This window comes from Deltaproteobacteria bacterium (assembly GCA_016709225.1).
GTDB lineage: Bacteria > Myxococcota_A > Polyangia > Nannocystales > Nannocystaceae > Xiheibacterium > Xiheibacterium phototrophicum.
On sequence record JADJEE010000012.1, the window covers coordinates 1,463,528 to 1,484,754 of the forward strand.

Sequence of the window (21,227 nt, forward strand, 5' to 3'; positions counted from 1 at the left end):
AGCGCGCAACTAGAAGCGCAGGCCCGCGACGAAGCCGGGCCACATGCGCACGCGGACGCCATCGAAGCTCTGGCGATAGGTGACCCAGCCGTAGCCGGGCCGGTCGACACCACGGAGGCTGCGACCGCCGGTCAGCGGCGAGACCCGGTCGGTGCCGCCATCGACCAGAACGTTGAGCGTGGGGCCGCCGAAGATCGCCAGGTGCGGGGCCGCCTGCCACCCGACCATCAGCCGTGCCTTCTGCATGGCGCCGATCGGCGCACCCGCGCGGAGCCCCGAGCTCACCAGCCAGCTGCTGAGATCGATATCGATGAACACACCCTTGTCGATCGGGATGTGGCCACCGAAGCCACCGCCCAGCTCCCACGCCTTGCCGCGCTCGAGGTTGGTGCCGGTGTGACCGCGCTCGGTGCCGAAGGGATGCAGGCCCGCGCTCACGAATGCGTAGGTGTAGCGCGCCGGCAGTCGCAGGCCGACCTCGACGAGTGCGGTGTCGCTGCTGGCGACCTCGAAGCGGATGCCGTGCTTGGCGCTGATGGGCAGCAGCGCGAACGAGGTGTCGGCGTCCTTGGCCCAGTTGATGAGGCCGATCTGCGTGCCACGAACACGACCACCGATGTTGATGAGGCCGATCTGCATGCCCCGCACCGACAACGCGCGGTTGATGCCGCCCAGCTGGACCCCGCGCAGCTCACCGGCGTAGTTGTAGCCGTGTGTGCTCTGCACGCCACGCATGACGCCGCGCGTGATGTTGGCGCCAAGTGAGGCCGCGACGCCCTGCATGTCCTCGTCGACCACGGTCGCACCCATGGCAATCGCTGCGCCGTCGACCTTGGCGGCGCGCGTCCACACGAAGCCGAGGCTGAAGGTGTTGTGGACCTTCTTGCCGCGGTGGCGCCCATTGATCGACAGCCCCGGCCACAGCCCGATGTCGAAGCCGACGTGTCGATAGGGCTCCGGTGCAACCACCGGCTTCGTGGTGGTCGTGGTCGTGGTCGTGGTCGTGGTCGTCACCGCAGCGGTGCTCGACGCGACCTCGGCCGCCGGCGCCGGCTTCGATGCCGCGACCACCTCGGTCCAGGTTGGTTCGGCGGCGGCTGGCTGTGTCGGCGCCGGCGCGGCGGTGGCCGGCGCGGGCGCAGGCGCGGCCGCGGCCGCGGCGGGTGGGCTCGCGGCCACCGCTGGCGCGACGGGCTCCGCCGCGGCCTGCGGCCCATCGGCGACGGGCGCGGGCGCGACCGGCTCGGCGTAGGCGAGCGAGGGGATCGAGAGGGCAGCGATCGCGGTGAGTCCAGCGCATGCGGTGTTCATCGGCGCTCGGTCGAACACCGCCGCAGGCGCGACCTGTCACCGCTTCCGCAGCGTCACGATCTGCTGCTCGAGCTCGGCCGGCAACGGCAGCCGTGCGGTGTCGGCATCCTGTTGGTGCGCGAGGGTCTGCGCCGCAAGCACGACGGTGTCGACATCGACCACGCCACCGCGCGGTGCGGTGACCAAGAAGAAGCGCTCGAACCGTGGCGCATCGTCGAGCTCGTACGAGTGATCGAGCGGCACCAGGCCGCCGGTGCGCAACCGCGTGCTGGCGTCGGCGGTGGCCGGGAAGTGCAGCGTCGCGGTGCCGCGACCATCGATCGAGACGATCACGCCCTGCTCGCGACCCGCGGCCCGGTACTGCAGCTGCAACAGATCGCCGTCACCGGCGAGGTCGCCGTCACCGAGGCGCTCGGGCCCTCGCGCACCCATGCGCTCGATGGTGAGCTGCGGCATGCCCTTGATGCGCGTGGGGTCCACCGCATCCGCCTGGCCGTCGTCGTCGTCGAGGATCACGCCGCGGGGATCACCGAGCGGACCATCGCGGTGCTCCGCCTCGCCGCCGGGAATCGGCCGCACGATGAGCCAGGCGAGCGCCCCGGTGGCGACCAACGCGATGCCCGGAATCCACCACCGCGCGGGGCTCGGGCGCACCGCGGCGTTCGACTCGACGCGCGCGAGTCGACGGCGCACCTCGGCGGCGACCTGCGCCGGCGGATGGGCGGCGAGGGTGGCCGCGTCGTCGTCGAGGATCGACTGCACCGCCGCATCGGCGTCGGCACCGAGCTCGACACGCGCGCGCGCGCTCTCGGCCGGCGAGAGCTCACCATGGGCGAGCCGTTCGAGCACCAGTGGCGGAAGCTTGCGGTTCATGCCTGCCCCTGCGCGGCTTGAAGTGAGCTCTGCAGCTTGCGAAGTCGCTTGCGGACGCCCGACACCGACATGCCGACGATCTCGGCGGTCTCCTCGAGCGTGTGCCCGTCGACCAGGTGCAGCACCGCGATGGTCGCGGAGGACTCGGGCTCGCGACCGAGCACGCGATCGAGCAGGGACCGCGCGGCCTGGCGCTCGTCCGTGCGGTCGAGGTCTGCGATGCGTGCGAGCATGTCGCTCGCGGGTTCGCTCGGCCGACGGCGCGTCGAACGCATGCGGTTGAGGCAGACGTTCGTGGCCGTCCGGTACAGCAGACTCGATAGGCCCGCGTCGACGAGCGTCTCGTGGCGGCGACAGATTTCGACGAATACGTCGTGCATGGCATCGTGGGCCGTCTCGGGATCCCCGAGCAGCGTCCGGCAGCGCCGCAGGACCATGGGTCCGAAGCGGCGGTAGAGATCTTCGACGTCGAGGCTCAAAGGGGTGTCGAGGATCGACCTCTCGGACCCTTCAACACCAGCGCGAAGACGAAACGTCACCGGGGATCGTCGCGAACACCGGGGCGCCGGCAGAGCCACGCGCCGCCACCGCCCGTGGGCCCGCGCACACCCGCCGCCACGAGCCCATCCGTGGACGCCCGTCCGCCCACCGAAGCCCGTGCGAACTTTCGTGCAGAATCCGGTGACACCCCGGGCGCGCGCCGGTGTTGCACCCGCGCGCCCGGCCCACGCGCCCCCGAACCGACGATGCCCTCGACCCGCAGCCCGCGCGCGCGCGTGATCTCCCTGCTCGTGTTCGCAGTGGCGTGGCTGTGCATCGGCCGACCCGCGCGGGCCGAGCCCGACGGCGCGACCGAGGCCGAGGCCGAGGCCGCGACCACGCCCGTGCGTCGCTTCGCGCTGCTGGTCGGGGCCAACGACGGCGGTCCCGAGCGCGTACGACTGCGCTACGCGACCACCGACGCCGACGCGGTGGCGACGGTACTGAAGCAGATCGGTGGGGTGCGCGACGCCGAGATGGTCATGCTGCGCGACCCGACCCCCGAGGAGCTCGACGCTGCGTTCGAGGACCTCGCGCAGCGCGTGCGCGAGGCCGCGTCGGCGGGCATGCGCACGCAGCTGCTGTTCTACTATTCGGGACACTCCGACGAGCGCGGCCTCTTGCTCGCCGGCGATCGCGTGCAGTACCCGGCGCTGCGCAAGCGTGTGCAGGCGATCGGGGCCGACGTGAAGATCGCGATCCTCGACTCGTGCGCCTCCGGGGCCTTCACGCGCAGCAAGGGTGGCACGCGACGCGCACCGTTCCTGGTCGGCGGCGGCAGCAAGGTCGAGGGGCACGCGTTCCTCACCTCGAGCTCCGCCGACGAGGCCGCGCAGGAGTCCGACCGCGTCGGCGGATCCTTCTTCACGCACTTTCTCACCACCGGCATGCGCGGGGCCGCCGACGCCGACGGCGATCGCTACGTGACGCTGACCGAGGCCTATCGCTTCGCCTTCGACGAGACGCTGGCGCGCACGGAGACCACGCGGGGCGGGCCACAGCACGCCGCCTACGACATCCAGCTCGCAGGCTCGGGCGACCTCGTGATGACCGATCTGCATCGACCGTCGGCCACCCTCAGCCTCGCCGCCGACGTGATCGGGCGCGTGTCGGTGCGTGGGCGCTCGGGTCGACTCGCCGCCGAGTTCTACAAGACCAAGCAGACCGGCGCCATCGCGCTGGCCATCGAGCCCGGCAAGTACCAGATCATGGTCGACGACGGCGCGGCGCGGCGACGGGCCGACGTCGAGATCGGCCGCGGCGGCAAGCTCGGGGTCGCCGCCAAGGACTTCCGCACGATCCCGACCGAGTACGTCGCGCTGCGCGGCAACAGCACCTACGTCGAGGTGCCATTCGACGTGGGACTGCTGCCACCGCTGTCGCTCAATGGCCGCGCGGCCAAGCGCGTGCACGACCACGACGCGCGGGTCCGCAACCGCGTGAGCCTGGGCGTGCTGTGGAACCGTTCGACCCGTGTCGACGGCATGAGCATCGCGCTCGGTGCGTCGATCATCGACGAGCAGCTGCACGGCATCCAGGGCGCCGTCGGGGCCGCAATCGTGCGCGGCGAGGCCGAGGGCATGCAGTTCGCGACCACGTTCAACCACGCCGACACGTTGGTGGGCGCGCAGCTGGGGATGGTCAACGACGTCGGCCACCTGCGAAAGGGTGCCCAGCTCGGCATGATCAACCTCGGCGGCAAGGTCGACGGACTGCAGCTGGGCCTGGTCAACTGGGCCCACAGCGCCAAGGCCTCGATCGGTCTCATCAGCCTCACACGCGAGGGTGGCGTGCACCCCGAGCTGTGGACCTCCGATCTCGCGGCATTCAACCTCGGGCTGCGGTTCCCCGCCCGCTACACCTACTCGGGCTTCGTGATCGGCGTCCACCCCTTCGGCCGCGGCGCGAGCTGGCAGTTCGGCCTACTGCTCGGGGCCCACGTGCCGATCGTCAAGAGCGCGTTCCTCGACGTCGACATCGGCAGCTACATCGTGCTTCAGGGCATGAAGGTCACCAAGCCGCCGGGCACCGTGAACCAGCTGCGGATGCTGTTCGGCTGGCAGGCATTGCCGCGGCTGGCGGTGTTCGGTGGGCCGACGCTGTCGCTGTTCGTCAACAAGGTCTCCGACGACCTCGCGCGTCCCGGCTACCGCTGGACGGTCTTCGACCACGTCAAGAGCAACGTCCGCACGCGTCTGTGGCCTGGGTTCGCGGTCGGCCTGCGTTTCTAGGCGCCCCGCTATGGCCGCGAGGGGCTGGCGTCGTTCGCCGCCAGCAGTCGCGCGGCGCGGATGCGGTGCAGCTTGAACTGTCGCGCGGCCTGCTTGTCGAGATCGTCGACGTTGATCAAGGTCTCGCGGCGATCGACCACGACGTCACGGATACGCACGCGACGCTTGGTGACGCCGTCGTGGCCGTCGTAGGTGATCGAAAGCGGCCGCCGATCGAGCCACGCGCGCTCGACCACGGCGGCGACCTCCGGATCGACCCGCTGCGACGGCACGCCGACGTACGAGAGCGTCTTGCGCAGGCCCACCAGCTCGCGCTGGGCGGGCTGCGGTAGCGCGCCCTCGACCTTGTCGAGCGCAGTCGCGAGGGTCGCCGCAAACGGCACCATGCGCTGCTCGATCAACCATCGTCCGGCCGCGAGCACCACGGCGGCCTCGCGCGCGGTGAAGTTCACCGGCGGCATCGAGTACGAGCGGTCGAGCACGAAGCCTCCGCCGCGCCCGCGCTCGCCGTGCAGCGGCAGCTCGGCGTCGCGCAGCGCGTCGAGGTCGCGGTAGATCGTGCGCACGGAGACCCCGAGTCGCTCGGCCAGGCTCTCGGCCGTCACGCCGGTCCGACGGGCCCGTAGGAGCTCGGTGAGGGCGAACAGACGCTGCACGCGACGCATCCCGCGAGCATGCCATCAAACCTGACACACTGCTGACATTCGTGGCTGGTAGACCTCGTCCATCGCCGCGAAACGGGGCGATGCGGAGGAACCCATGCAAACCAACGAACTGGTCCTGTGCGAGCTGCGCGACACTGGTCGCTGCGAGCTCGAGAGCTTCTCGCCCTTCTGCGTGAAGGTGCACCGCGCGCTGCGGGCGGCGGGCCTGCGCTACGAGCGACGTCACGCGGACCGTCCCGATGCCTATCGCGAGCACAACCCCACTGGACAGGTGCCGGTGCTGTTGGTCGACGGCGTGCCGGTGGCGGACTCGACGCGGATCCTCGCGCGCATCGAGACGCTCGGCGGGCGCTCGCTGCTGCCCGCCGATCCCCGCGCCCGCGCCGAGGCCCTGCTCTGGGAGGAGCTGGCCGACACCGCGCTCAACGGATTCCTCGTGGCCGCGCGTTGGGCCGACCCGCGCAACTGGCCGGTCACGCGCGCGGCCTACTTCGTGGGCATGCCGGCCCCGGTGCGCGCGATCGTGCCGGCGCTGCTGCGCCGCGGGGTCGTGCGCTCACTGGTGGCGCGCGACGTGTGGCGCAGCGGCCCCGAGGCCTGCTGGGCGCGCTTCGAAGCGCTGCTCGACGCACTCGAGGCCCGTGCGCCCGAGCGTGGCTTCTGGCTCGGCGAGACGGTCGGCATCGCCGACGTGGCGTTGTTCGGCCAGCTGCAGGGCCTGCGCACCGATCTCACCGCGTGGCAGATGCAGTGCGTGCAAGCGAGGCCGCGCCTGACGGCATGGCTCGATCGTGTCGACGCGGCGACGCGGCCACTGCACGCGGTGCGCTCGCAGGCCGCATGAGGCACGCTCGGCGCTCGCGCGGGGCCGCGAATCGTGCGACGTTGTCGTTCGCATGATCACCGCGCGACGGGCACTGGCGGTCCTCTGGCTCGGCGCGTTCGGCTGTGCCGACGCCGATGGTGACCGCGACGACACCACCGTGGCCATGACCTCGATCGGCTCGGTCACGCAGGCCGGCTCGGCCACCGACGCCAGTGGCGACACCTCGGCGGCGAGCACCGGCACCGGCGGCGCCGACGGCAGCTCCGGCGACAGCGGCGTCGACGGTGGTCCGGTGTTCGACCTCGGCGACGGCAGCACCGGCGCGCCCTCGTGCGTGCCAGTGGCCGCGACCGAGCAGACCTGCGACGACGTCGACGACGACTGCAACGGCTACATCGACGACATCGACGTCGGCGGCGACGGCATCTGCGACTGCCTCTCGATCGCGCTGCTCGGCCAGCCCGGATCCCTGGCCTCGTCGCAGTTCGTCGCGTGGCTGACGATGCAGGGCACCAGCAGCGAGCGCATCGACCCGGCGGCCATCGACGACGCCGCGCTCGCGCCCTACGACATCATCATCATCGACCGGCTCACCCGCACGTACGACGACGCGGAGGCCACCGCGCTCGCCGATTGGGTCGACGCCGGTGGCGGCCTGATGGCGATGACCGGCCACACCGCCGATCCGACCATGGCGCAGAGCTGGCCCAACACCCTGCTGGCCCCGTTCGAGCTCGGCTACGAGGGCGCGCTGCTGAGCGGCCCCGTCACCGACTTCGCGGTCCACCCCATCACCACCGGACTGACCTCGGTGACCTTCGCGGGCGGCTTCGCGGTGTTCGAGGCGAGCCCCAACGTCAGCGACGTGGTCGCCACCCTCCCCGCCGGCCCAGTCGCCCGCGCGCGCGGCTTCGGCGACGGCAAGGTGTTCGTGTGGGGCGACGAGTGGATCGAGTACGACTCCGAGTGGTCGACGATGCCGGAGATCACCCAGCTGTGGGTCAACACGCTGGCGTGGCTGCGACCGCAGGATCTCTGCGCGCCACCGCCGGCGTGAGCCCGATCGGCGCTAGCCCTTCTTCGGCAGCGCATCGGTGATCGCCAGCCACGGCACGTGGTCGTCGTAGAAGACGTGGGCCATCGGCTCGCGATCGAGCGGATCGACGATGAGCGCCCTCGCGACGTGCATCTCGCCGGGCCAGCGCTCGGCCTCGAACAGCATCGGGCTGCCACAGGTGCCGCAGAACCCTCGACGTGCACCCGGGCTCGACACATGCCAGCGCGGTTCGTGCCCGTCGATGGCGACCTGTTCGCTGCGGAAGCCCGCCCAAGTGACCACGGCCGCGCCGTGGGCACGGCGGCAGTACGTGCAGTGACAGTGCGCGACCCACAGCGTCGGCAGCGTCGCCGTGACCCGCAGCGCGCCGCACAGGCACACCGCGCGCACCGAGTTTCCCGCTTCGTCGCTCATGCGTCGTCCTCCAACGCGGCCTCGAGACGCTCGCAGATCGTCCTCAGCACCGTGACGCGGGCGTGGTTCTTGTCGTTGGCCGCGACCAACGTCCACGGCGCGAGCTCGGTGCTGGTGCGGTCGACCATGTCGGCGACCGCCGCCTCGTACTGCGGCCACTTGTCCCGGTTGCGCCAGTCCTCGGGGCCGATCTTCCAGCGCTTGGTGACCTCCTCCTCGCGATCGCGGAAGCGACGCAGCTGCTCGTCGGCGTCGATCTGCAGCCACAGCTTCACGATCACGGCGCCGTGCTCTGCCATCTGCTCCTCGAAGTCGTTGATCTCGGAGTACGCACGCATCCAGTCGCGGGTGGTGCAGAAGCCCTCGACACGCTCGACCAGCACGCGGCCGTACCACGAGCGATCGAAGACCACGGCCTTGCCCCGACGCGGCAGATGCCGCCAGAACCGCCACAGGTACGGGCGCGCGCGCTCCTCGTCGGTGGGCGCGGCGATCGGCACCAGCTCGTACAGCCGCGGATCGAGCGCAGCCGCGAAGCGACGGATCGCACCACCCTTGCCGGCCGCGTCCATGCCCTCGAACACCACCACCAACGAGCGCTTCGCGAACGCCGGCCGCCGCACCAGCTTGGCCAGCTTGCCCTGCCAGCGCGCGAGCTCGCGGCGGTACTCGTCCTTGTCGAGGCTCTGGCTGTGATCGAGGGTGCTCAGCACATTGTTGCCGTCGACGGTCGCGACCGGATGCATGGCGGTCTCGCTCGGCGCCTCGACGACGTCGTCGTTGCACATGGCGTCGAGCAGTCCCCGCGCGACCACCACCGAGCGGTAGCGTTCGTCACGGCCGGGCACGACGATCCACGGCGCGAAGTCGGTGCTCGACAGTCGCAGCGCCCGCGTGGCGCACTCGGTGAGCCGGTCGTAGTTCTCGAAGTGGTCCCAGTCTTCCTTGGTCACGCGCCAGCGCGTGAGCTTGTCCTTCTCGAGCTCGCGCAGACGCTTGCGCTGCTGCGACTTGGCGAGGTGGAACCACAGCTTGAGCAGCACGAAGCCCTCGTTGGCCAACATCCGCTCGAACCGGCTCGCGCGCTCGACCGCGCGATCGAACTGCGCCTGCCCCCAGTCACCGTAGGCCCGCCCCGCCAGCGGCGCCGTGTACCAGGAGTCGAAGAAGATGCCGACCTTGCCCTTGGGCGGCAGCATCCGCCAGTACCGCCACAGCGGCGGCCGGTCACGCTCCTCGTCGCTCGGATCGCCGAACGCGACCGTTCGGACCTGCCGCGGATCGAGCCAGCTGTTGATGAGCTGCACCGTCTCGCCCTTGCCGCCGCCATCGACCCCCGCGATGACCACCAGCACCGCCTGCTTGGACTGCTCGAGCAACGTCCGCTGCGCCTCGAGCAGTCGCGCGCGCAGCTCGTCGACCATGGTCTCGTACTCGGACTTGGGAATCTCGTGGTCGATCTCGGCGGATTCGAACATGGCGGGGGGTCGAGCATGCCCCAACGCGACCATGCAGGCCAGCGCGCGCCCGGTTCACCCACCCCGCGAGGCGTCGCGCAGTCGCTTCACCAGCATGCGGATCACGCCCTCGGCGATCTCGGCCTGCTCGTAGAGGATCTCGTAGAACTCCTCGCTGGTCACCGCGAGCACGTCGGTCGCAGCCTCGGCCGTGACGGTGGCGGTGCGCGGTCCGGCGTCGAGCACCGAGATCTCGCCGAAGGCCTCGCCGGGCCCGAGCGTGGTGACCTCCGCGCCGGCGCGGTGCACCGCCACGCGGCCGCTCAGGATCACGAAGAGCTCGTCGCCGGACTCGCCCTCGCGCACGATGTCCTGCCCCGCCGCAAAGCTGCGCTCTTCGGCGGTGCGTGCGAGCGCCGACAGGTCTTCGGCGGCCACCGTGCTGAACAGCGGCGTGCCCTTGAGCATCAGGATCTTCTCGAGCGTCGAGTGCATGGTTCGCTCCGTGAGGGATCGGGTGAGCGCGCGGGCGAGCTTCGCGACCACCGGATCGGGGTCGCGGACCGACGACGGCGGCGGCGACTCGCCGACGCTCGCGAGTGCCCGCAGGCACACCTCGCGCACCAGCGGGTCGAGCGAGTCGACGCGTGCACGCGCGGTCTCGGCGAGCGCGGGTGAGCCGGCCTCGCGCAGGGCATCGATGGCGATGGCGGCGACGAACGGGTTCGGGTGCTCGCACTGCCCCAACAGGAACACCTCGGGCGGCGGCACCTCGGGCACCATCGCACCGACACGCGCGAGCTTGGCGTCGTCGTCGACCTCGTCGAAGAACGGCAGCACCAACGGGCGCAGCGCCGGCTCGAGCAGGGTGTCGAGCACCTCGAGCGCGTTGGCCCGCCGCTCGCCGCGATCGATCGCGGTTCGCACCAACGTCAGCGGCGCCCGGGCATAGCGCAGCTCGAGGATCCGCAGGATGCGGCGATACGCCCGCAGCCGCCGGAAGTCGAACTCCTCGTGCAGCAGCGGCGTCGCGAGCCCCGCTGGCAGGCGCTGCCACGCGGCCATGTTGCGGTAGCCGGCCTCGATCTCGAAACGCACCCACTGCTCGACCACCGCGAACGGCTCGCGAATCGAGCCCGCGCGCGAGCGCACCGACGACATCGCCGCCAGCACGCGCAGCCGCAGGTGTCCGTCGACCGCCTGCGCGTGCGGCCGCAGCAGGGCGTAGGTGCGGGGCGACGGCGACTCGCGGAGGATCCGCGGCAGCATCAGCCGCGTCGGCCGCGGCACGTTGGGGTCGCCGAGCAACGCGGCGAGCGGCGCGATGGCCTGCTCGCCGATCGCCACCAACGCCGCGGCCGCGCGCCCACGCGTGGCGGGGCGGTGCAACGCATCGACCAGCAGCGGCACCAGCCGCACGTCGGCGACGTACTTGGCGGCCCGCAGCGCCGCACGCCGGACATCGGGATCGGGATCGAGCATCAGCGTCCGCACCGGGCGATACGCCGATGCGCCCAGCTCCCGCAGCACCCGCGTGGCCTCGATGCGCGCGTCGGGGTCCGTCGATGCGAGCAGGGCCGCCAGCATCGCCGCGCCTTCGATCACGCCCTCGACACCGCCGTGCCCGAGCAGACCCGCGATCGCGGCAACGCGCACGTCCTGCGAAGGGTCGTCGCGCATGCGTGCGAGCGCCTCGATCGCGTCGTCACCGAGCAGCGACGCGGTGGCACCGGTCGCGGCCGCGCGCACGCGGGCATCGGCGTCGTCGAGCCCCGCGACCGCCACCGCCGGCTCGCCGAGCCCGATCGACGCCAGCCGTCGGTACGCCGCCTCGCGCACGTTGGCGTCGGGGTTGCGCACCAGTCGCTGCAGCATCGCCACGAACGCGGGGCTGTGCTCGTTCTCCAGCTGATCGAGCGCCAGCAGCACGGTGGTCGGACGGCCGTGCTCGAGCACGTTGAACAGCCCCGGCGTGGCGCGAGCATCGAACACGAAGTCGTCGCCGTCGCCGTCACCGCGGGCGCCGATGTTGCGCTCGAGCGCGACCACATAGTGGCGGCGCACCAGCGGAATCACCGCGGCCGCGCCCGCGATCAGGACACACGACACCACCGACAGCATCGAGACCTCGATGCGCGAGGCGAGCAGCACCAGCGCGAGCCCACCGACACCGTAGGACAGCGGCTTGATGACGGCCTCGAGGAAGGCCCGCGTGCGCGCCTTGACCTCGGCGCGGAACGGGCCGTACAGCGCCTGCATGCTGGTCTCGTGGATGGTGTACTGGAAGCCGTTGTCGGCGAACTTCATCACCGTCGCGACCGGCAGCACCGGCACGAACGGCAGCACGAACGCCGCGAGCCCGAACGACACCGGCAGCACCGACATGCCCGCGCGGATGCCATAGCGCGCCAGCAAGCGCGGCGTCACGAGCATCTGGAACACCAACGACACCGCGCCGGCGACCGCGTAGAACAGCGAGAAGAACCGCGCGAGTTCGTCCTCTTGATAGCTGGCGCGGGCGATGGCCTTGAACTGGTAGTCGCCGATCGTGAGCGCTGCAAACGTGAGCAGGATGAACAGCCCCAGCGCGTGCACGTAGCGGTCACCCATGATGCGCGGCTTGGGACCGCGACTTCGCGGCGGCGTCGAGGCCTCGCTCCGCGGGAACGCCCGCAGGCGCCGGGCCAGGAACGCGATCGCGACCATCAGGGCGATCAGCACGAACAGCAGCTGCACGGTACCGATGACCTGCACGAACGCGCCCGAGACCAGGCCGATCGCGACCACCCCGACCACCCGCGCCGCCGAGATCGTCGGATACAACCGACGCGCGGCACGGGGGTCGTGCAGATCATTGGCGATGGTCCAGAACTGCACGATCAGCAGGTTGGCGACCACGTCCGACCAGACGTAGAAGCCGGGGTAGATCCACGGTACGTCCAGCTTCACCAGCACGAAGGTCGCGAGATAGGTCGCGGATGCCACCGCAACCGAGACCGTGACCAACCGCCCGCGCTCGATGCGATCCGCGTAGCGGGCGTACAGCACCACCGTGAGCGCCGACGCGACGCCGTACAGCACGAACATCCACGGCAGTGCGCTCAAGGAGTAGCGGCTGAGGAACAACGTGTCGCGGACGGTGCGTCCGAGCACGAGGACCGCCGAGCCGCACAGCAGGTAGACGAAGAGCAGGCCGGTGCGGTGGCCTTCCCCGGGCTTGACGCCCAACAGCTGGAGCACCGAGGTGAGCGCGAGCTGTTGCACGCGCTCGACCAGTGCGAGCGGACGACTGCGATCGCCGTTGCTCAAGCCCCGCCCGTACCGCTCGAGCTGCCGCTACCGGAGCCGGTGTCGCCCGAGCCACTGGCGGGTCCGTCGCTGGCGACGGCCTCGCGGCACAGCCCGAACTCACAGCTCGCACCGGCGCTGCAGCAGCTGGTGGCGTCGAGGCACCATGTCGCGGGCGCGTCGTTCTCGACGCAGGCCCCGCAGCGATACTCCCCTGCGGTCGGGGTCTGCGCGGGCACATTCGGCGCGCTGCAGTAGCCCTCGGCGCAGGGATGATCGGCATCGCAGGCGTCACCGCCCGCGGTGCCGGCCCCACCGCCATCGCTGGTCGTCGAGCCCCCGGTCGAATCCACTGCGCCGCCCGTGCTGGCCTCGCCGACGGGCGTGAGCGTGGGATCGTGGGGCGACGGCTTCTGCGGCGTGGCGGCTTCGTCGCCTCCGCACGCGAGCCACAACAACCCGAGCAGCCATGACGTGGAGCGACGGTGCATCACATCTGCAATCCGCCGTCGACGTCGAGCGTGCGGCCGTTGAAGTAGTCGCACTCGAGCACGAAGCGCACCGCCTGCCACAGGTCCTCGGGCACGCCGATGCGGCCGACGGGGATCATCGCGACCAGCGCGTCGCGGGCCTTCTGGTTCATGCCCTGCGTCATCGGCGTCTCGACCATGCCGGGCGCGATGGTGCCGACGCGGATGCCGTACTTGGCGAACTCGCGCGCCCACGTGACGGTGTTGGCGGCCAGCGCCGCCTTGGCCGACACGTAGTTCGACTGGCCGCGGTTGCCGTGGCGCGCGACGCTCGACATGTTGACGATGACGCCCGGGCGGATGCGGTTCTTGGCCATCACGTACGCGACCTCGCGCACCATGAAGAACGCGCCGGTCAGGTTGACGTCGAGCACCGCCTGCCACGCCTTGGTGTCGAACTTCGCGAGCTCGCCGGTCTCGCGGTTCTCCTTGATCGTGAGGCCGTCGCGGATGATGCCGGCGTTGTTGATGAGGCCGTTGAGGCCGCCCATCTGTTCGTGGGCCCACGCGACCAACGACTCGCACTCGGACTCGACCGCGACGTTGCAGACCCGCGTGTGGATGCCGGACGGCAGCGCCGCGAGGCCCTCGGTGTCGAGGTCGGCGGCGACGACCTTCGCGCCGGCCTCGTGAAGCCGGGTGGCGAAGTGGGCACCCATCCCGCGGGCGCCTCCGGTGACGATGATCTTCAGTTCGGACAGCTGCATGTTGGCTCCAACCGCGCGCGGCCCCTCGAGCAGGCCAGGAACGGGCGCGCGATGATACCCGCTCGCGCCCCGGACCCAAGCGCGGATCTGCGAGCTCGGGGCCTGCGGCGGCCGCGGCCGACCGCCGCCCTGGCCCACGAGACGCGCTACACTCGTGCGCGTGAGCGGCACCTCGACGGGCACGCCTGTCGACCCGACGCGGGCGTTTCGGGAGCGTGCGCGGCTGGAGGCCGACCGCTATGGGCCGGACCCGTGGATCTTCGTCCGCGAGCTGCTGCAGAACTCGCGCGACGCCGGCGCGCGGCGAGTCCGCTTCGTGGTCGAGCAAGACGACAGCCGCGAGCGTGTGACCTGTCACGACGACGGCGAAGGCATGACCTTCGAGCACGCACGCCGCTACCTGTTCTCGCTGTACGCCTCGAGCAAGGAGGGCTCGAAGAACCAGGCCGGAAAGTTCGGCGTGGGCTTCTGGTCGGTGCTGCGTTTCGAGCCGGCATCGATCGTGATCCGCTCGTGCCCGCGTGACGGCGCGGACTGGGGCCTGCGCCTCGACGGCAGCCTCGCGACCGCAGTCCACGTCGAGCCGCGCAACCAGCCCGGCACCGAGATCTCGCTCGAGCGCCCGCGGGGTGACGGCCGGCTCGAGCACCGCGTGTTCGATGCGGTGTGGCAGAGCGGCCGCTATCTCCATCACCGCGACGAGCCCGACCTCCCGGTCGCACTCGACATCAATGGGCGCTCGGCGAACGCCGACTTCGCCCTCGGTGCGCCGAGCACGATCTTTCGCAAACGCGGGCTGCGGGGCGCAGTCGGGCTCGGGCCGGCCCCGCGGGTCGAGCTGTTCAGCCGCGGCCTGCGGGTGCGCGCCGCGGCCTGCCTCGAAGATCTCGTCGCACCGGCCGGTCGCCACACCGCGCGCATGCGCGTGATGTTCCCCGAGCTGCCTGGCGGCCTCGCCCCCCAGGCGTTGCTCGAGAGCGAACACCTCGAGCTGTTGCTCTCGCGCGCGGATGCCCGTGACAACCGCGCGCTGCAGAAGCTGGTGCGTCTGGCCCAGCGCGAGCTCGAGCGACTGGTCGACCGACAGCTCGCCCACGCGCGGCCGCAATGGTTCGGACGCCGCGCGCTCGAGGCGGTCCGCAGCGCGTTGCGGGCCTCGATGCTGCTGCGTTCGCTGCTCGGCGCGGCGGGGGGCGCCGCGATCGCGCTGGTGATCGCGCGTGTGCTGTGGGGGTTCGGCGGCACCACGACCCCGACGCCGACGCCGACCGACAGCGCACCGCCGGCGAGCGAGCCGGTCGCCGTCACCGAGACCGCACCCGCGCCCCGGCCCTACCGTGATCTCGGCGCGCGCTACCGCGGCCCCAAGGTCGACGTGCTGTCGCCGGCCTCGGCCGAGCCGGTCGATCTGCGCTACGCGCCCGCGAGCGAGCGGCTGTACCTCACCGCGTTGTCGTTCAGCGAGCTGGCCACCGACGGCTCGCCGTTGCACGAGGCCGTCGCGACCGCGACCGCCGACTACACCGGCACGCGTTGCGACGACACCTGCGTCGAGATCTCGCTGCCGTTCGCCAGCGATGGCGGGACCACGCGCATCCCGGTCCCGACCGGGCACCGCGTGGTCGACGGCAGCGTCACACTCGATGGCCACACGCTCGCGCTGCGCAGCAACGCCGAAGGGCAGCCGCTGGTGGTCGCCGAAGCCCCGCTCGCCGGCGATCTCCACTACCGAACCGCCCCTGCGCCCGATCCCTCGCGCACGCCGGTGGTCCACGTGCGCGCACGCCTGCCCGGCGATCTCGTGCGTGACGCCGTGCGCGTGCGTGCGCTGCCGATCGCCGAGCGCGTCGAGCTGTTGCTCACCGTGGTGCGACGCGCGGTTCGCTACGATCACACCCCCGCGACCGCCGAGCACCACACGCTGCTGGCCAAGCGCGGGGTCGGCTTCATCGATCGCACGCTCGAGATCGGCGCCGGCGACTGCGACGTGCAGAACTCGCTGCTGGTGGCGCTACTGCACGACGCGCAGGTGCCCGCACGGCTGGCGGTCGGCTTCGTCGGCGCACACGGCCGCGCGATGCCTTGGCTGCACGCGTGGGTCGAGTACCGCGGTGAGGACGGCACCTGGCGCGTGGCCGATGCCAGCGATCGACTGACGGCCGGCGTGCTGCTGCCGCGGGCGACGACGGACGACGGTGGTGCCGGCGACGACGGGCCGATCGCGATCGCGGGCACCGCCGAGGACGACGGCGCCGCGCCGCCCGAGATCGCGGTCGCCGCGACGCCGCCGAGCCCCAACGCTGCGACTGCGACCGCACCGGCCGCGCCGGTGAGCCCACCGCTCGCCGACGCCGCCCCGGGCGTCATCGGCACCGTCGACGTGGCCGACGGCGGCGGCGGCTGGCGCCGCGCCATCCGCAGCTACGACGCGCGCTGGCCCTACGTGGTACGCGGCATCCCCGTCGCGCTGCTCATGCTGTCGCTGTGGTTGTTGTTCGGCACCCGCATGCGACGTGCAACCCAGCTCGACGACAGCGCCGATCTCTCGCGGCTGCTGAAGGGCGTGCTGCAGCAGCCCGGCGCGTTCGGGCACGTCGCGGCGCTCTTCCACCGCCCGCTGGTGCCGCTTTGCGGCGGCGATTCGATCTCGCTGCACCGCGCCCGCGAGCTCGCGGCCCGCGGCCGCCTCTACCGCACGCAGCAACACTCGGTGCTCGCGACCCGTGCGATCCGCAGCACCGCGGCGGTACTCGACGACAACACCGGCGAGGGACTGACGGTCGCCGATGCGCTGGGCGCCGTCGATCTCGACCGCTGGAGTGCGATGCTCGCCCGCTCGCAGAGCGATCGCATGCTCGGAGCGGTCAACGACGCGCTTCGCGAGCGCGGTGAGGACTGGTGTGTGCGCGTCGCCGACGACATCCCCGGCGGCATGGCCGTGCTCGAGCTGGCGCCGCTGGGCGTACGACTGCCGGGCACGCCGGCCTCGCGCCTGGTGCTGATGGACGCCGACGATCCCGTGCTCGCTCGCGCGGCGGCGCTGGATCGCCGGTCACCGGGCGCCGGGGTCCTGCTCGCGCTCGATCACGTGGCCGCGCGTCTGGGCCTGGCCGATCGACGCCGGGACGAGCTACTCGCAGAGGTCGCCCGCGAGGCCCTGCTCGAGGCCTTCGGCCGATGACGACCGAGGGCGGCGACCGCATCGACGTCGGCGACCTGCTCACGATCGACGTCGCCTCCGAGCTGCGCAAGCTGTCGCAGGCGCAGCTGCAGGGCCCGTGGCAGATCCCCGCCGAGTTCGTGCGACGGGCCCTGCGCAACGGCGCGCGCGAGATCGACGTCGAACTCGGACGTCACCGCGCCAAGGTGATCGACGACGCCCGGCCGATCGAGCTCGCGCCGCTGGGCTGGACCGCGATCCTCGTCGACCCCCGACGCAGCAACCCGGAGCGCCACCAGGCCCTCACCGCGCTCGAGGCCGCGGGCGAGCTCGCGTTGCTGGCCACCGCGGGCCTCGGCCCAAGCTCCCTGACGCTGCGCTCGCGGTGGCGCGGCACGGTGCACGTGCTGCAGTGGGATGGTCGCAGCGCGCGGGTCTCGAGCCAGCCCGAACCCGGGCCCGATCGCAACGAGATCGAGCTACACGCGGCCGGGCTCGAGCGACGCGCATGCCACGACTGGCTGCTGGACGCGACCCGCTTCGCCACCGCAGCGATCCGCATCGACGGCAATGTCGTGCCCGCCGGGTTCGCGCAGGCCTTCGCCCACGTCGAGCTCCGCGCGCCGCTGCGCGGCCGCCTGGCGATCCCGACCCAGGGCGACACCGCCCACGCGTGGCTGCTCGACCACGGCATCGTCAGTGGCCACGTCGCGATCCCCGAGACGCCGGCGTTCGAGGCCGCCGTCGAGCTCGGCAGCGATCACCACGACGCCAGCGCGGCGCGCCTGCGCGAGGCGCTGCAACCCCACGTGATCGCGCTGGTCGATCAGGCGATGGAGCTGCTGCTGCGCATCGCGGCGCAGGGCGCCTCGCTGCCCGAGCCGGCCCGTGCTCGCCTGGCGCGGCTGTTGCTGCAGGGCGCACGCAAGCAGCTGAAGGTCGCCGACGTCATGCGTGCGCGGGTGCTGCGGGCCCAGGACGGTGCCGGTGAGCGGCTGATCGATCTCGCGACCCTCGAGGCGCTGGCGCGCGAGGACAGCAGCGGACACGCGAGCCTGCTGGCGTTGTATCCCGACCAACGACCAGAGGCGTTCGCCATCGGTGGTGATCCGGTGTTGGTCGCCGACGAGGTCGAGCGCAGCTCGATCGCCGAGCTGCTGCAGGTGCGCTTCCGGCCGCCGGAGCCCCGCGACACCCGCGGTGGCGTACGCGCGCTGCTCCGTCGCATGCGCGACGGGGCCGGACACGGCCTGCGCGACGCGTTGCTGCGGGTTCGACATCCCTTCGTCGGCAAGGTCATCGACGACGAGCTGTTGTCGGACCGCGAGCGCAACCTCGTCGAAGTACTGCGGGCCCACCTCGCCCAGGATCCGCACCGCGTGATCGATGGCCTGGTGATGTGCGCTGGCGCGGGGCCGATTCGCCGCACGCGTGGTCAGCTGCTGCTGCCGCGCCGCAATCGCACGGTGCGTGCCGCGGTCGCAGCCCTCGCCCACGATCCCGCCTGGGCCTATCCGGCTTGGCTGGCGCTGCTGGTCCACCACGCGCGGGCCCCCGAGGCGCTGCGGCGCGCGTGGCAGGGCTCGCGGGTCGGTTGACGATCGCGGCGGTCCGCGTCACGTTCGGCTGCACATGGCGCCGCGCACGTTGCTGTTGGCCTCGCTGGTTTTCGCATGCGGTGGTGGCTCCGGGGCCCCCACCGCCGGCGCAGCCCCGACCCCTGCCCCGGCGACCGCCGACGCAGCCACCAAGGCCGCACCGGCGCCGGCGAAGGCCGACGAGCCGCCCACGATCCCCGCCCACGATCCCGAGCGCATGAAGGAGCTCGACGCGACCGCGCAGACCATCTCGCAGCCGGGCTCGATGTCCGCGAAGCTCGGCAACAGCGTCACCACGTTCCGGCTGCTGCCGCCGGGCAGCAACGCCGCGATCCTGAACGAGGGCCGTGGCATCGCGCGGGTGATGATCGGCGGCTCGCCCAAGGACGGCGGCCGACCATTCTTGCGCATCGTGCTCGAGCCGCTACGCCTCGACAACCTGCAGTTCCCCGCGACCTTCGAGCTCACCGATCCTCCCACCAAGGGTGCGCCGGAGGTACGCGTCGAGTACGCGTTCGCCGACGACAAGGTCTGGCTGGCGCAGCCCGGCACCAAGGTCACGCTCGAGGGCTTCGACGGCAAGCGCCTGCGCGGCCGCTTCGAGGGTCGACTCGCAGCGCGCTCGTCGGTGATGGGCCCGCCGATCGACATCACCGACGGTCGCTTCGACATCGAGCTACGGCTCAACGTCACCGCGCCCGGTGCGACCGCCGGCACCGCCCCCGCGCAGCCGTGAGATCCGTCGGAGCAGCCACGCGATGTCGACCTCGGTGGTGATCGTGGGCCTGTCGGTGTGGAGCGCGGTGGCGTGGTTGGTCAGCGCGACCGCGCTGGCAGGCATCAGCGTGATCGTCGCGCGTCGATGGCGGGCTCGCTTCGGCACCGCGCTCCGCGAGGAGGTTGCGCCCCACGTCGGTGAGCTGCCGCCGCAGCAGGCGCTCGCGGTGCTGTCGGCGCTGCACGGTCGCGCGTTGGCATCGCCGCTGCTCGAGCGCGTCGCCGAGCTCGAGCAGCTCGCCGCCACCCAACCGGCCCAGGCGCTGGCGGGCGCGCGCGAGCTGGTCGCGGCCCAGCCCCGTGCGGTGCCGGCGTTGTCGTTGTGCGCGCGCCTCGAGTTCGCGCTGCACGAGCCCACCGCGGCGGCGACCTGGACGCGGGCCATCGCTGCGGCGCTGCGCGGCGGTGCCAATGCGGCCGCGGCCCGCGAGCTCGAGGCCCACGCGGAGCAGCGCGAGGCCCTGGGCCTGTCGCAGGCCGAGCTGCGTGCGCTCGCGAAGGCGCTCGCCGCCCGCGGCGCGCACGAGCAGGCCGCGTGGTGCGAGGCCCGGGCGGCCGACGATTGACGGCCGCGCAGGTCGACGCCACGATCGCGCGCAAGCTTGAGCCCACGCCCACCAGCTCGCGCCTCGCTCGCGGTCGACGACCCGCAGTTCGAGGCGCTCTATCGCCAGCACCATGCGTTCGTGTGGCGCAGCGTCCGTCGCCTCGGGGTCCCGATGGCCGAGATCGACGACCTCGTGCAGGAGGTCTTCGTGGTGGTGCACCGCCGACTGTCGGAGTTCGAGGGCCGCTCGGCGATCACGACCTGGCTGTTCGGCATCGCGTACCGCGTCGTCCGCGACGCGCGGCGCAGCGCGGCCGCGCGAGCGCGTCGCGAGGCCCTGGCCTCGGCCGCACGTCCGCCGACCGAGCCCGAGCAGCGGGTGCAGCGGCGGCAGGTCGCGCAGATCCTGGACGAGCTGCTCGACGGCCTCGACGACGATCAACGCAGCGTGTTCGTGATGGCCGACATCGTGCACATGAGCGCGCCCGAGATCGCCGAGCTCACGAACACCAAGCTCAACACCGTCTACTCGCGCCTGCGACTGGCCCGGCGCGCGTTCGAGGCTGCACTCGCGGCGTGGCGGGCCCAACACGGTGAGGCGCCATGGACGAGCTGAGCGAGGAGGCGCGCGGGTTCATCGCGCGCGCGATGGACGAGGACCAGCCGCCCCCGGGCGCCGAGGACGGCAGCTGGGGCACGGTGGTCGCACGGCTCACCGGTGAGCGTTCGATCGCGTCCGACGATGCCCCCGAAGCGGCACCGCTGCACGAGCCCGTCGAGAACCGCGCCCCGCGGAATTGGTGGCCGGCGATCGGGGTCGGCATCGCCATCATCGTGGCGTCGTCGATTGCCATCGCGCTGCGACCATCGACCTCGCCGACGCCTGCCGCACCGCGGCCGGCGATCGATGCGACCCCGCCACAGATCCCGGCGACGCCGCCGCGCCCGAGCACGGCCGGCGCCGCGCCGGTGCGTGCCGCCGCCGACGACGCCCTGCTCGAGCGCGCCGAGTCGGCGCTCGCCGCCGACCAAGGCGCCGAGGCGCTCGCGCTGCTCGAGCGGCACGCGGTGGTCGCCGCGCTGGTCGAGCCCGAGCGACGCATGGCCCTGCGGGTGCTCGCGCTGTGCGAGCTCGGCCGCGTCGACGATGCCCGCGTGGAAGCACGTACGTTCCTGACCGCGCACGCGGCCTCGGAACACGCGAGCCGCGTCCGCGCCAGCTGTGCGCGACCTTGATCACCGGCTT

18 protein-coding genes are annotated in these 21,227 nt (G+C 72.0%); 9 read left to right on the plus strand and 9 right to left on the minus strand.

The window, feature by feature from the left end; all coding sequences use genetic code 11:
- Positions 1 to 9 precede the first annotated feature (9 nt).
- From IPH07_31010 to IPH07_31020, 3 genes are read right to left on the minus strand one after another with little or no spacing between them, the layout of a single operon-like run.
- Entirely contained in the window at positions 10 to 1,311 is a 1,302-nt protein-coding gene (locus tag IPH07_31010) for a hypothetical protein (GenBank protein MBK6921868.1), read from the minus strand.
- Between the two features lie 36 nt (positions 1,312 to 1,347).
- Positions 1,348 to 2,184 carry a hypothetical protein gene (locus IPH07_31015; GenBank protein ID MBK6921869.1) on the minus strand — a complete coding sequence of 279 codons (837 nt, stop codon included), beginning with the start codon at positions 2,182 to 2,184 and terminating at the stop codon, positions 1,348 to 1,350.
- Positions 2,181 to 2,663, minus strand: coding sequence for a sigma-70 family RNA polymerase sigma factor (locus IPH07_31020; protein MBK6921870.1), 483 nt, complete (start codon positions 2,661 to 2,663; stop codon positions 2,181 to 2,183). Before IPH07_31020 ends, IPH07_31015 begins: the two co-directional genes overlap by 4 nt.
- 267 nt (positions 2,664 to 2,930) lie before the next feature.
- Between IPH07_31020 and IPH07_31025 the strand changes: the two genes are divergently transcribed.
- A complete protein-coding gene (locus tag IPH07_31025) occupies positions 2,931 to 4,955 on the plus strand; it encodes a caspase family protein (protein ID MBK6921871.1) in 2,025 nt (674 codons plus the stop codon).
- 8 nt (positions 4,956 to 4,963) lie between these two features.
- On the opposite strand, the gene IPH07_31030 is transcribed toward IPH07_31025, so the two are convergent.
- Positions 4,964 to 5,620 (minus strand): HTH domain-containing protein, encoded by a 657-nt coding sequence (locus IPH07_31030; protein MBK6921872.1) that lies wholly within the window; start codon positions 5,618 to 5,620, stop codon positions 4,964 to 4,966.
- 94 nt (positions 5,621 to 5,714) lie between these two features.
- On the opposite strand from IPH07_31030, the gene IPH07_31035 reads away from it, so the two are divergent.
- Positions 5,715 to 6,464, plus strand: coding sequence for a glutathione S-transferase family protein (locus IPH07_31035; GenBank protein ID MBK6921873.1), 750 nt, complete (start codon positions 5,715 to 5,717; stop codon positions 6,462 to 6,464).
- 52 nt (positions 6,465 to 6,516) lie between these two features.
- Positions 6,517 to 7,503: a hypothetical protein gene (locus tag IPH07_31040; GenBank protein ID MBK6921874.1), complete on the plus strand. Its 987-nt coding sequence runs from the start codon at positions 6,517 to 6,519 to the stop codon at positions 7,501 to 7,503.
- A gap of 12 nt (positions 7,504 to 7,515) precedes the next feature.
- On the opposite strand, the gene IPH07_31045 is transcribed toward IPH07_31040, so the two are convergent.
- The 5 genes from IPH07_31045 to IPH07_31065 are packed head-to-tail and all read right to left on the minus strand — an operon-like array spanning position 7,516 to position 13,899.
- Complete coding sequence (locus IPH07_31045) at positions 7,516 to 7,917, minus strand: GFA family protein (GenBank protein ID MBK6921875.1); 402 nt, start codon at positions 7,915 to 7,917, stop codon at positions 7,516 to 7,518.
- The gene (pap, locus tag IPH07_31050) at positions 7,914 to 9,395 is read right to left on the minus strand and encodes a polyphosphate:AMP phosphotransferase (protein ID MBK6921876.1); all 1,482 of its coding nucleotides are present in this window, start codon (positions 9,393 to 9,395) and stop codon (positions 7,914 to 7,916) included. The genes IPH07_31045 and pap overlap by 4 nt, the downstream gene beginning before the upstream one ends.
- A 54-nt stretch (positions 9,396 to 9,449) precedes the next feature.
- Positions 9,450 to 12,683 carry a HEAT repeat domain-containing protein gene (locus IPH07_31055; GenBank protein MBK6921877.1) on the minus strand — a complete coding sequence of 1,078 codons (3,234 nt, stop codon included), beginning with the start codon at positions 12,681 to 12,683 and terminating at the stop codon, positions 9,450 to 9,452.
- On the minus strand, positions 12,680 to 13,153 hold the full coding sequence (locus tag IPH07_31060; protein ID MBK6921878.1) for a hypothetical protein: 474 nt from the start codon (positions 13,151 to 13,153) through the stop codon (positions 12,680 to 12,682). The genes IPH07_31055 and IPH07_31060 overlap by 4 nt, the downstream gene beginning before the upstream one ends.
- A complete protein-coding gene (locus IPH07_31065) occupies positions 13,153 to 13,899 on the minus strand; it encodes an SDR family oxidoreductase (protein MBK6921879.1) in 747 nt (248 codons plus the stop codon). The genes IPH07_31060 and IPH07_31065 overlap by 1 nt, the downstream gene beginning before the upstream one ends.
- 160 nt (positions 13,900 to 14,059) lie before the next feature.
- Here IPH07_31065 and IPH07_31070 point away from each other — a divergent pair, with 160 nt between their 5' ends.
- The 6 genes from IPH07_31070 to IPH07_31095 are packed head-to-tail and all read left to right on the plus strand — an operon-like array spanning position 14,060 to position 21,217.
- Positions 14,060 to 17,080: an ATP-binding protein gene (locus IPH07_31070; GenBank protein MBK6921880.1), complete on the plus strand. Its 3,021-nt coding sequence runs from the start codon at positions 14,060 to 14,062 to the stop codon at positions 17,078 to 17,080.
- Positions 17,077 to 18,657, plus strand: coding sequence for a hypothetical protein (locus IPH07_31075; protein ID MBK6921881.1), 1,581 nt, complete (start codon positions 17,077 to 17,079; stop codon positions 18,655 to 18,657). The genes IPH07_31070 and IPH07_31075 overlap by 4 nt, the downstream gene beginning before the upstream one ends.
- Positions 18,658 to 18,691: 34 nt before the next feature.
- A complete protein-coding gene (locus IPH07_31080; GenBank protein ID MBK6921882.1) occupies positions 18,692 to 19,393 on the plus strand; it encodes a hypothetical protein in 702 nt (233 codons plus the stop codon).
- A gap of 22 nt (positions 19,394 to 19,415) precedes the next feature.
- Positions 19,416 to 20,000: a hypothetical protein gene (locus tag IPH07_31085; GenBank protein MBK6921883.1), complete on the plus strand. Its 585-nt coding sequence runs from the start codon at positions 19,416 to 19,418 to the stop codon at positions 19,998 to 20,000.
- A 36-nt stretch (positions 20,001 to 20,036) separates the two neighbouring features.
- Positions 20,037 to 20,597 carry an RNA polymerase sigma factor gene (locus IPH07_31090; GenBank protein ID MBK6921884.1) on the plus strand — a complete coding sequence of 187 codons (561 nt, stop codon included), beginning with the start codon at positions 20,037 to 20,039 and terminating at the stop codon, positions 20,595 to 20,597.
- Positions 20,585 to 21,217, plus strand: coding sequence for a hypothetical protein (locus IPH07_31095; GenBank protein ID MBK6921885.1), 633 nt, complete (start codon positions 20,585 to 20,587; stop codon positions 21,215 to 21,217). The genes IPH07_31090 and IPH07_31095 overlap by 13 nt, the downstream gene beginning before the upstream one ends.
- The last annotated feature ends 10 nt before the right edge of the window (positions 21,218 to 21,227 follow it).

Bases quoted from the DNA above. Each gene is read 5' to 3' on its own strand.
- IPH07_31030 (MBK6921872.1), bottom strand. From the start codon at position 5,620: ATGCGTCGCGTGCAGCGTCTGTTCGCCCTCACCGAGCTCCTACGGGCC.
- IPH07_31065 (MBK6921879.1), bottom strand. From the start codon at position 13,899: ATGCAGCTGTCCGAACTGAAGATCATCGTCACCGGAGGCGCCCGCGGG.
- IPH07_31095 (MBK6921885.1), top strand. From the start codon at position 20,585: ATGGACGAGCTGAGCGAGGAGGCGCGCGGGTTCATCGCGCGCGCGATG.
- IPH07_31025 (MBK6921871.1), top strand. From the start codon at position 2,931: ATGCCCTCGACCCGCAGCCCGCGCGCGCGCGTGATCTCCCTGCTCGTG.
- IPH07_31080 (MBK6921882.1), top strand. From the start codon at position 18,692: ATGGCGCCGCGCACGTTGCTGTTGGCCTCGCTGGTTTTCGCATGCGGT.
- IPH07_31015 (MBK6921869.1), bottom strand. From the start codon at position 2,184: ATGAACCGCAAGCTTCCGCCACTGGTGCTCGAACGGCTCGCCCATGGT.
- pap (MBK6921876.1), bottom strand. From the start codon at position 9,395: ATGTTCGAATCCGCCGAGATCGACCACGAGATTCCCAAGTCCGAGTAC.
- IPH07_31010 (MBK6921868.1), bottom strand. From the start codon at position 1,311: ATGAACACCGCATGCGCTGGACTCACCGCGATCGCTGCCCTCTCGATC.
- IPH07_31085 (MBK6921883.1), top strand. From the start codon at position 19,416: ATGTCGACCTCGGTGGTGATCGTGGGCCTGTCGGTGTGGAGCGCGGTG.
- IPH07_31060 (MBK6921878.1), bottom strand. From the start codon at position 13,153: ATGCACCGTCGCTCCACGTCATGGCTGCTCGGGTTGTTGTGGCTCGCG.
- IPH07_31035 (MBK6921873.1), top strand. From the start codon at position 5,715: ATGCAAACCAACGAACTGGTCCTGTGCGAGCTGCGCGACACTGGTCGC.
- IPH07_31045 (MBK6921875.1), bottom strand. From the start codon at position 7,917: ATGAGCGACGAAGCGGGAAACTCGGTGCGCGCGGTGTGCCTGTGCGGC.
- IPH07_31040 (MBK6921874.1), top strand. From the start codon at position 6,517: ATGATCACCGCGCGACGGGCACTGGCGGTCCTCTGGCTCGGCGCGTTC.
- IPH07_31075 (MBK6921881.1), top strand. From the start codon at position 17,077: ATGACGACCGAGGGCGGCGACCGCATCGACGTCGGCGACCTGCTCACG.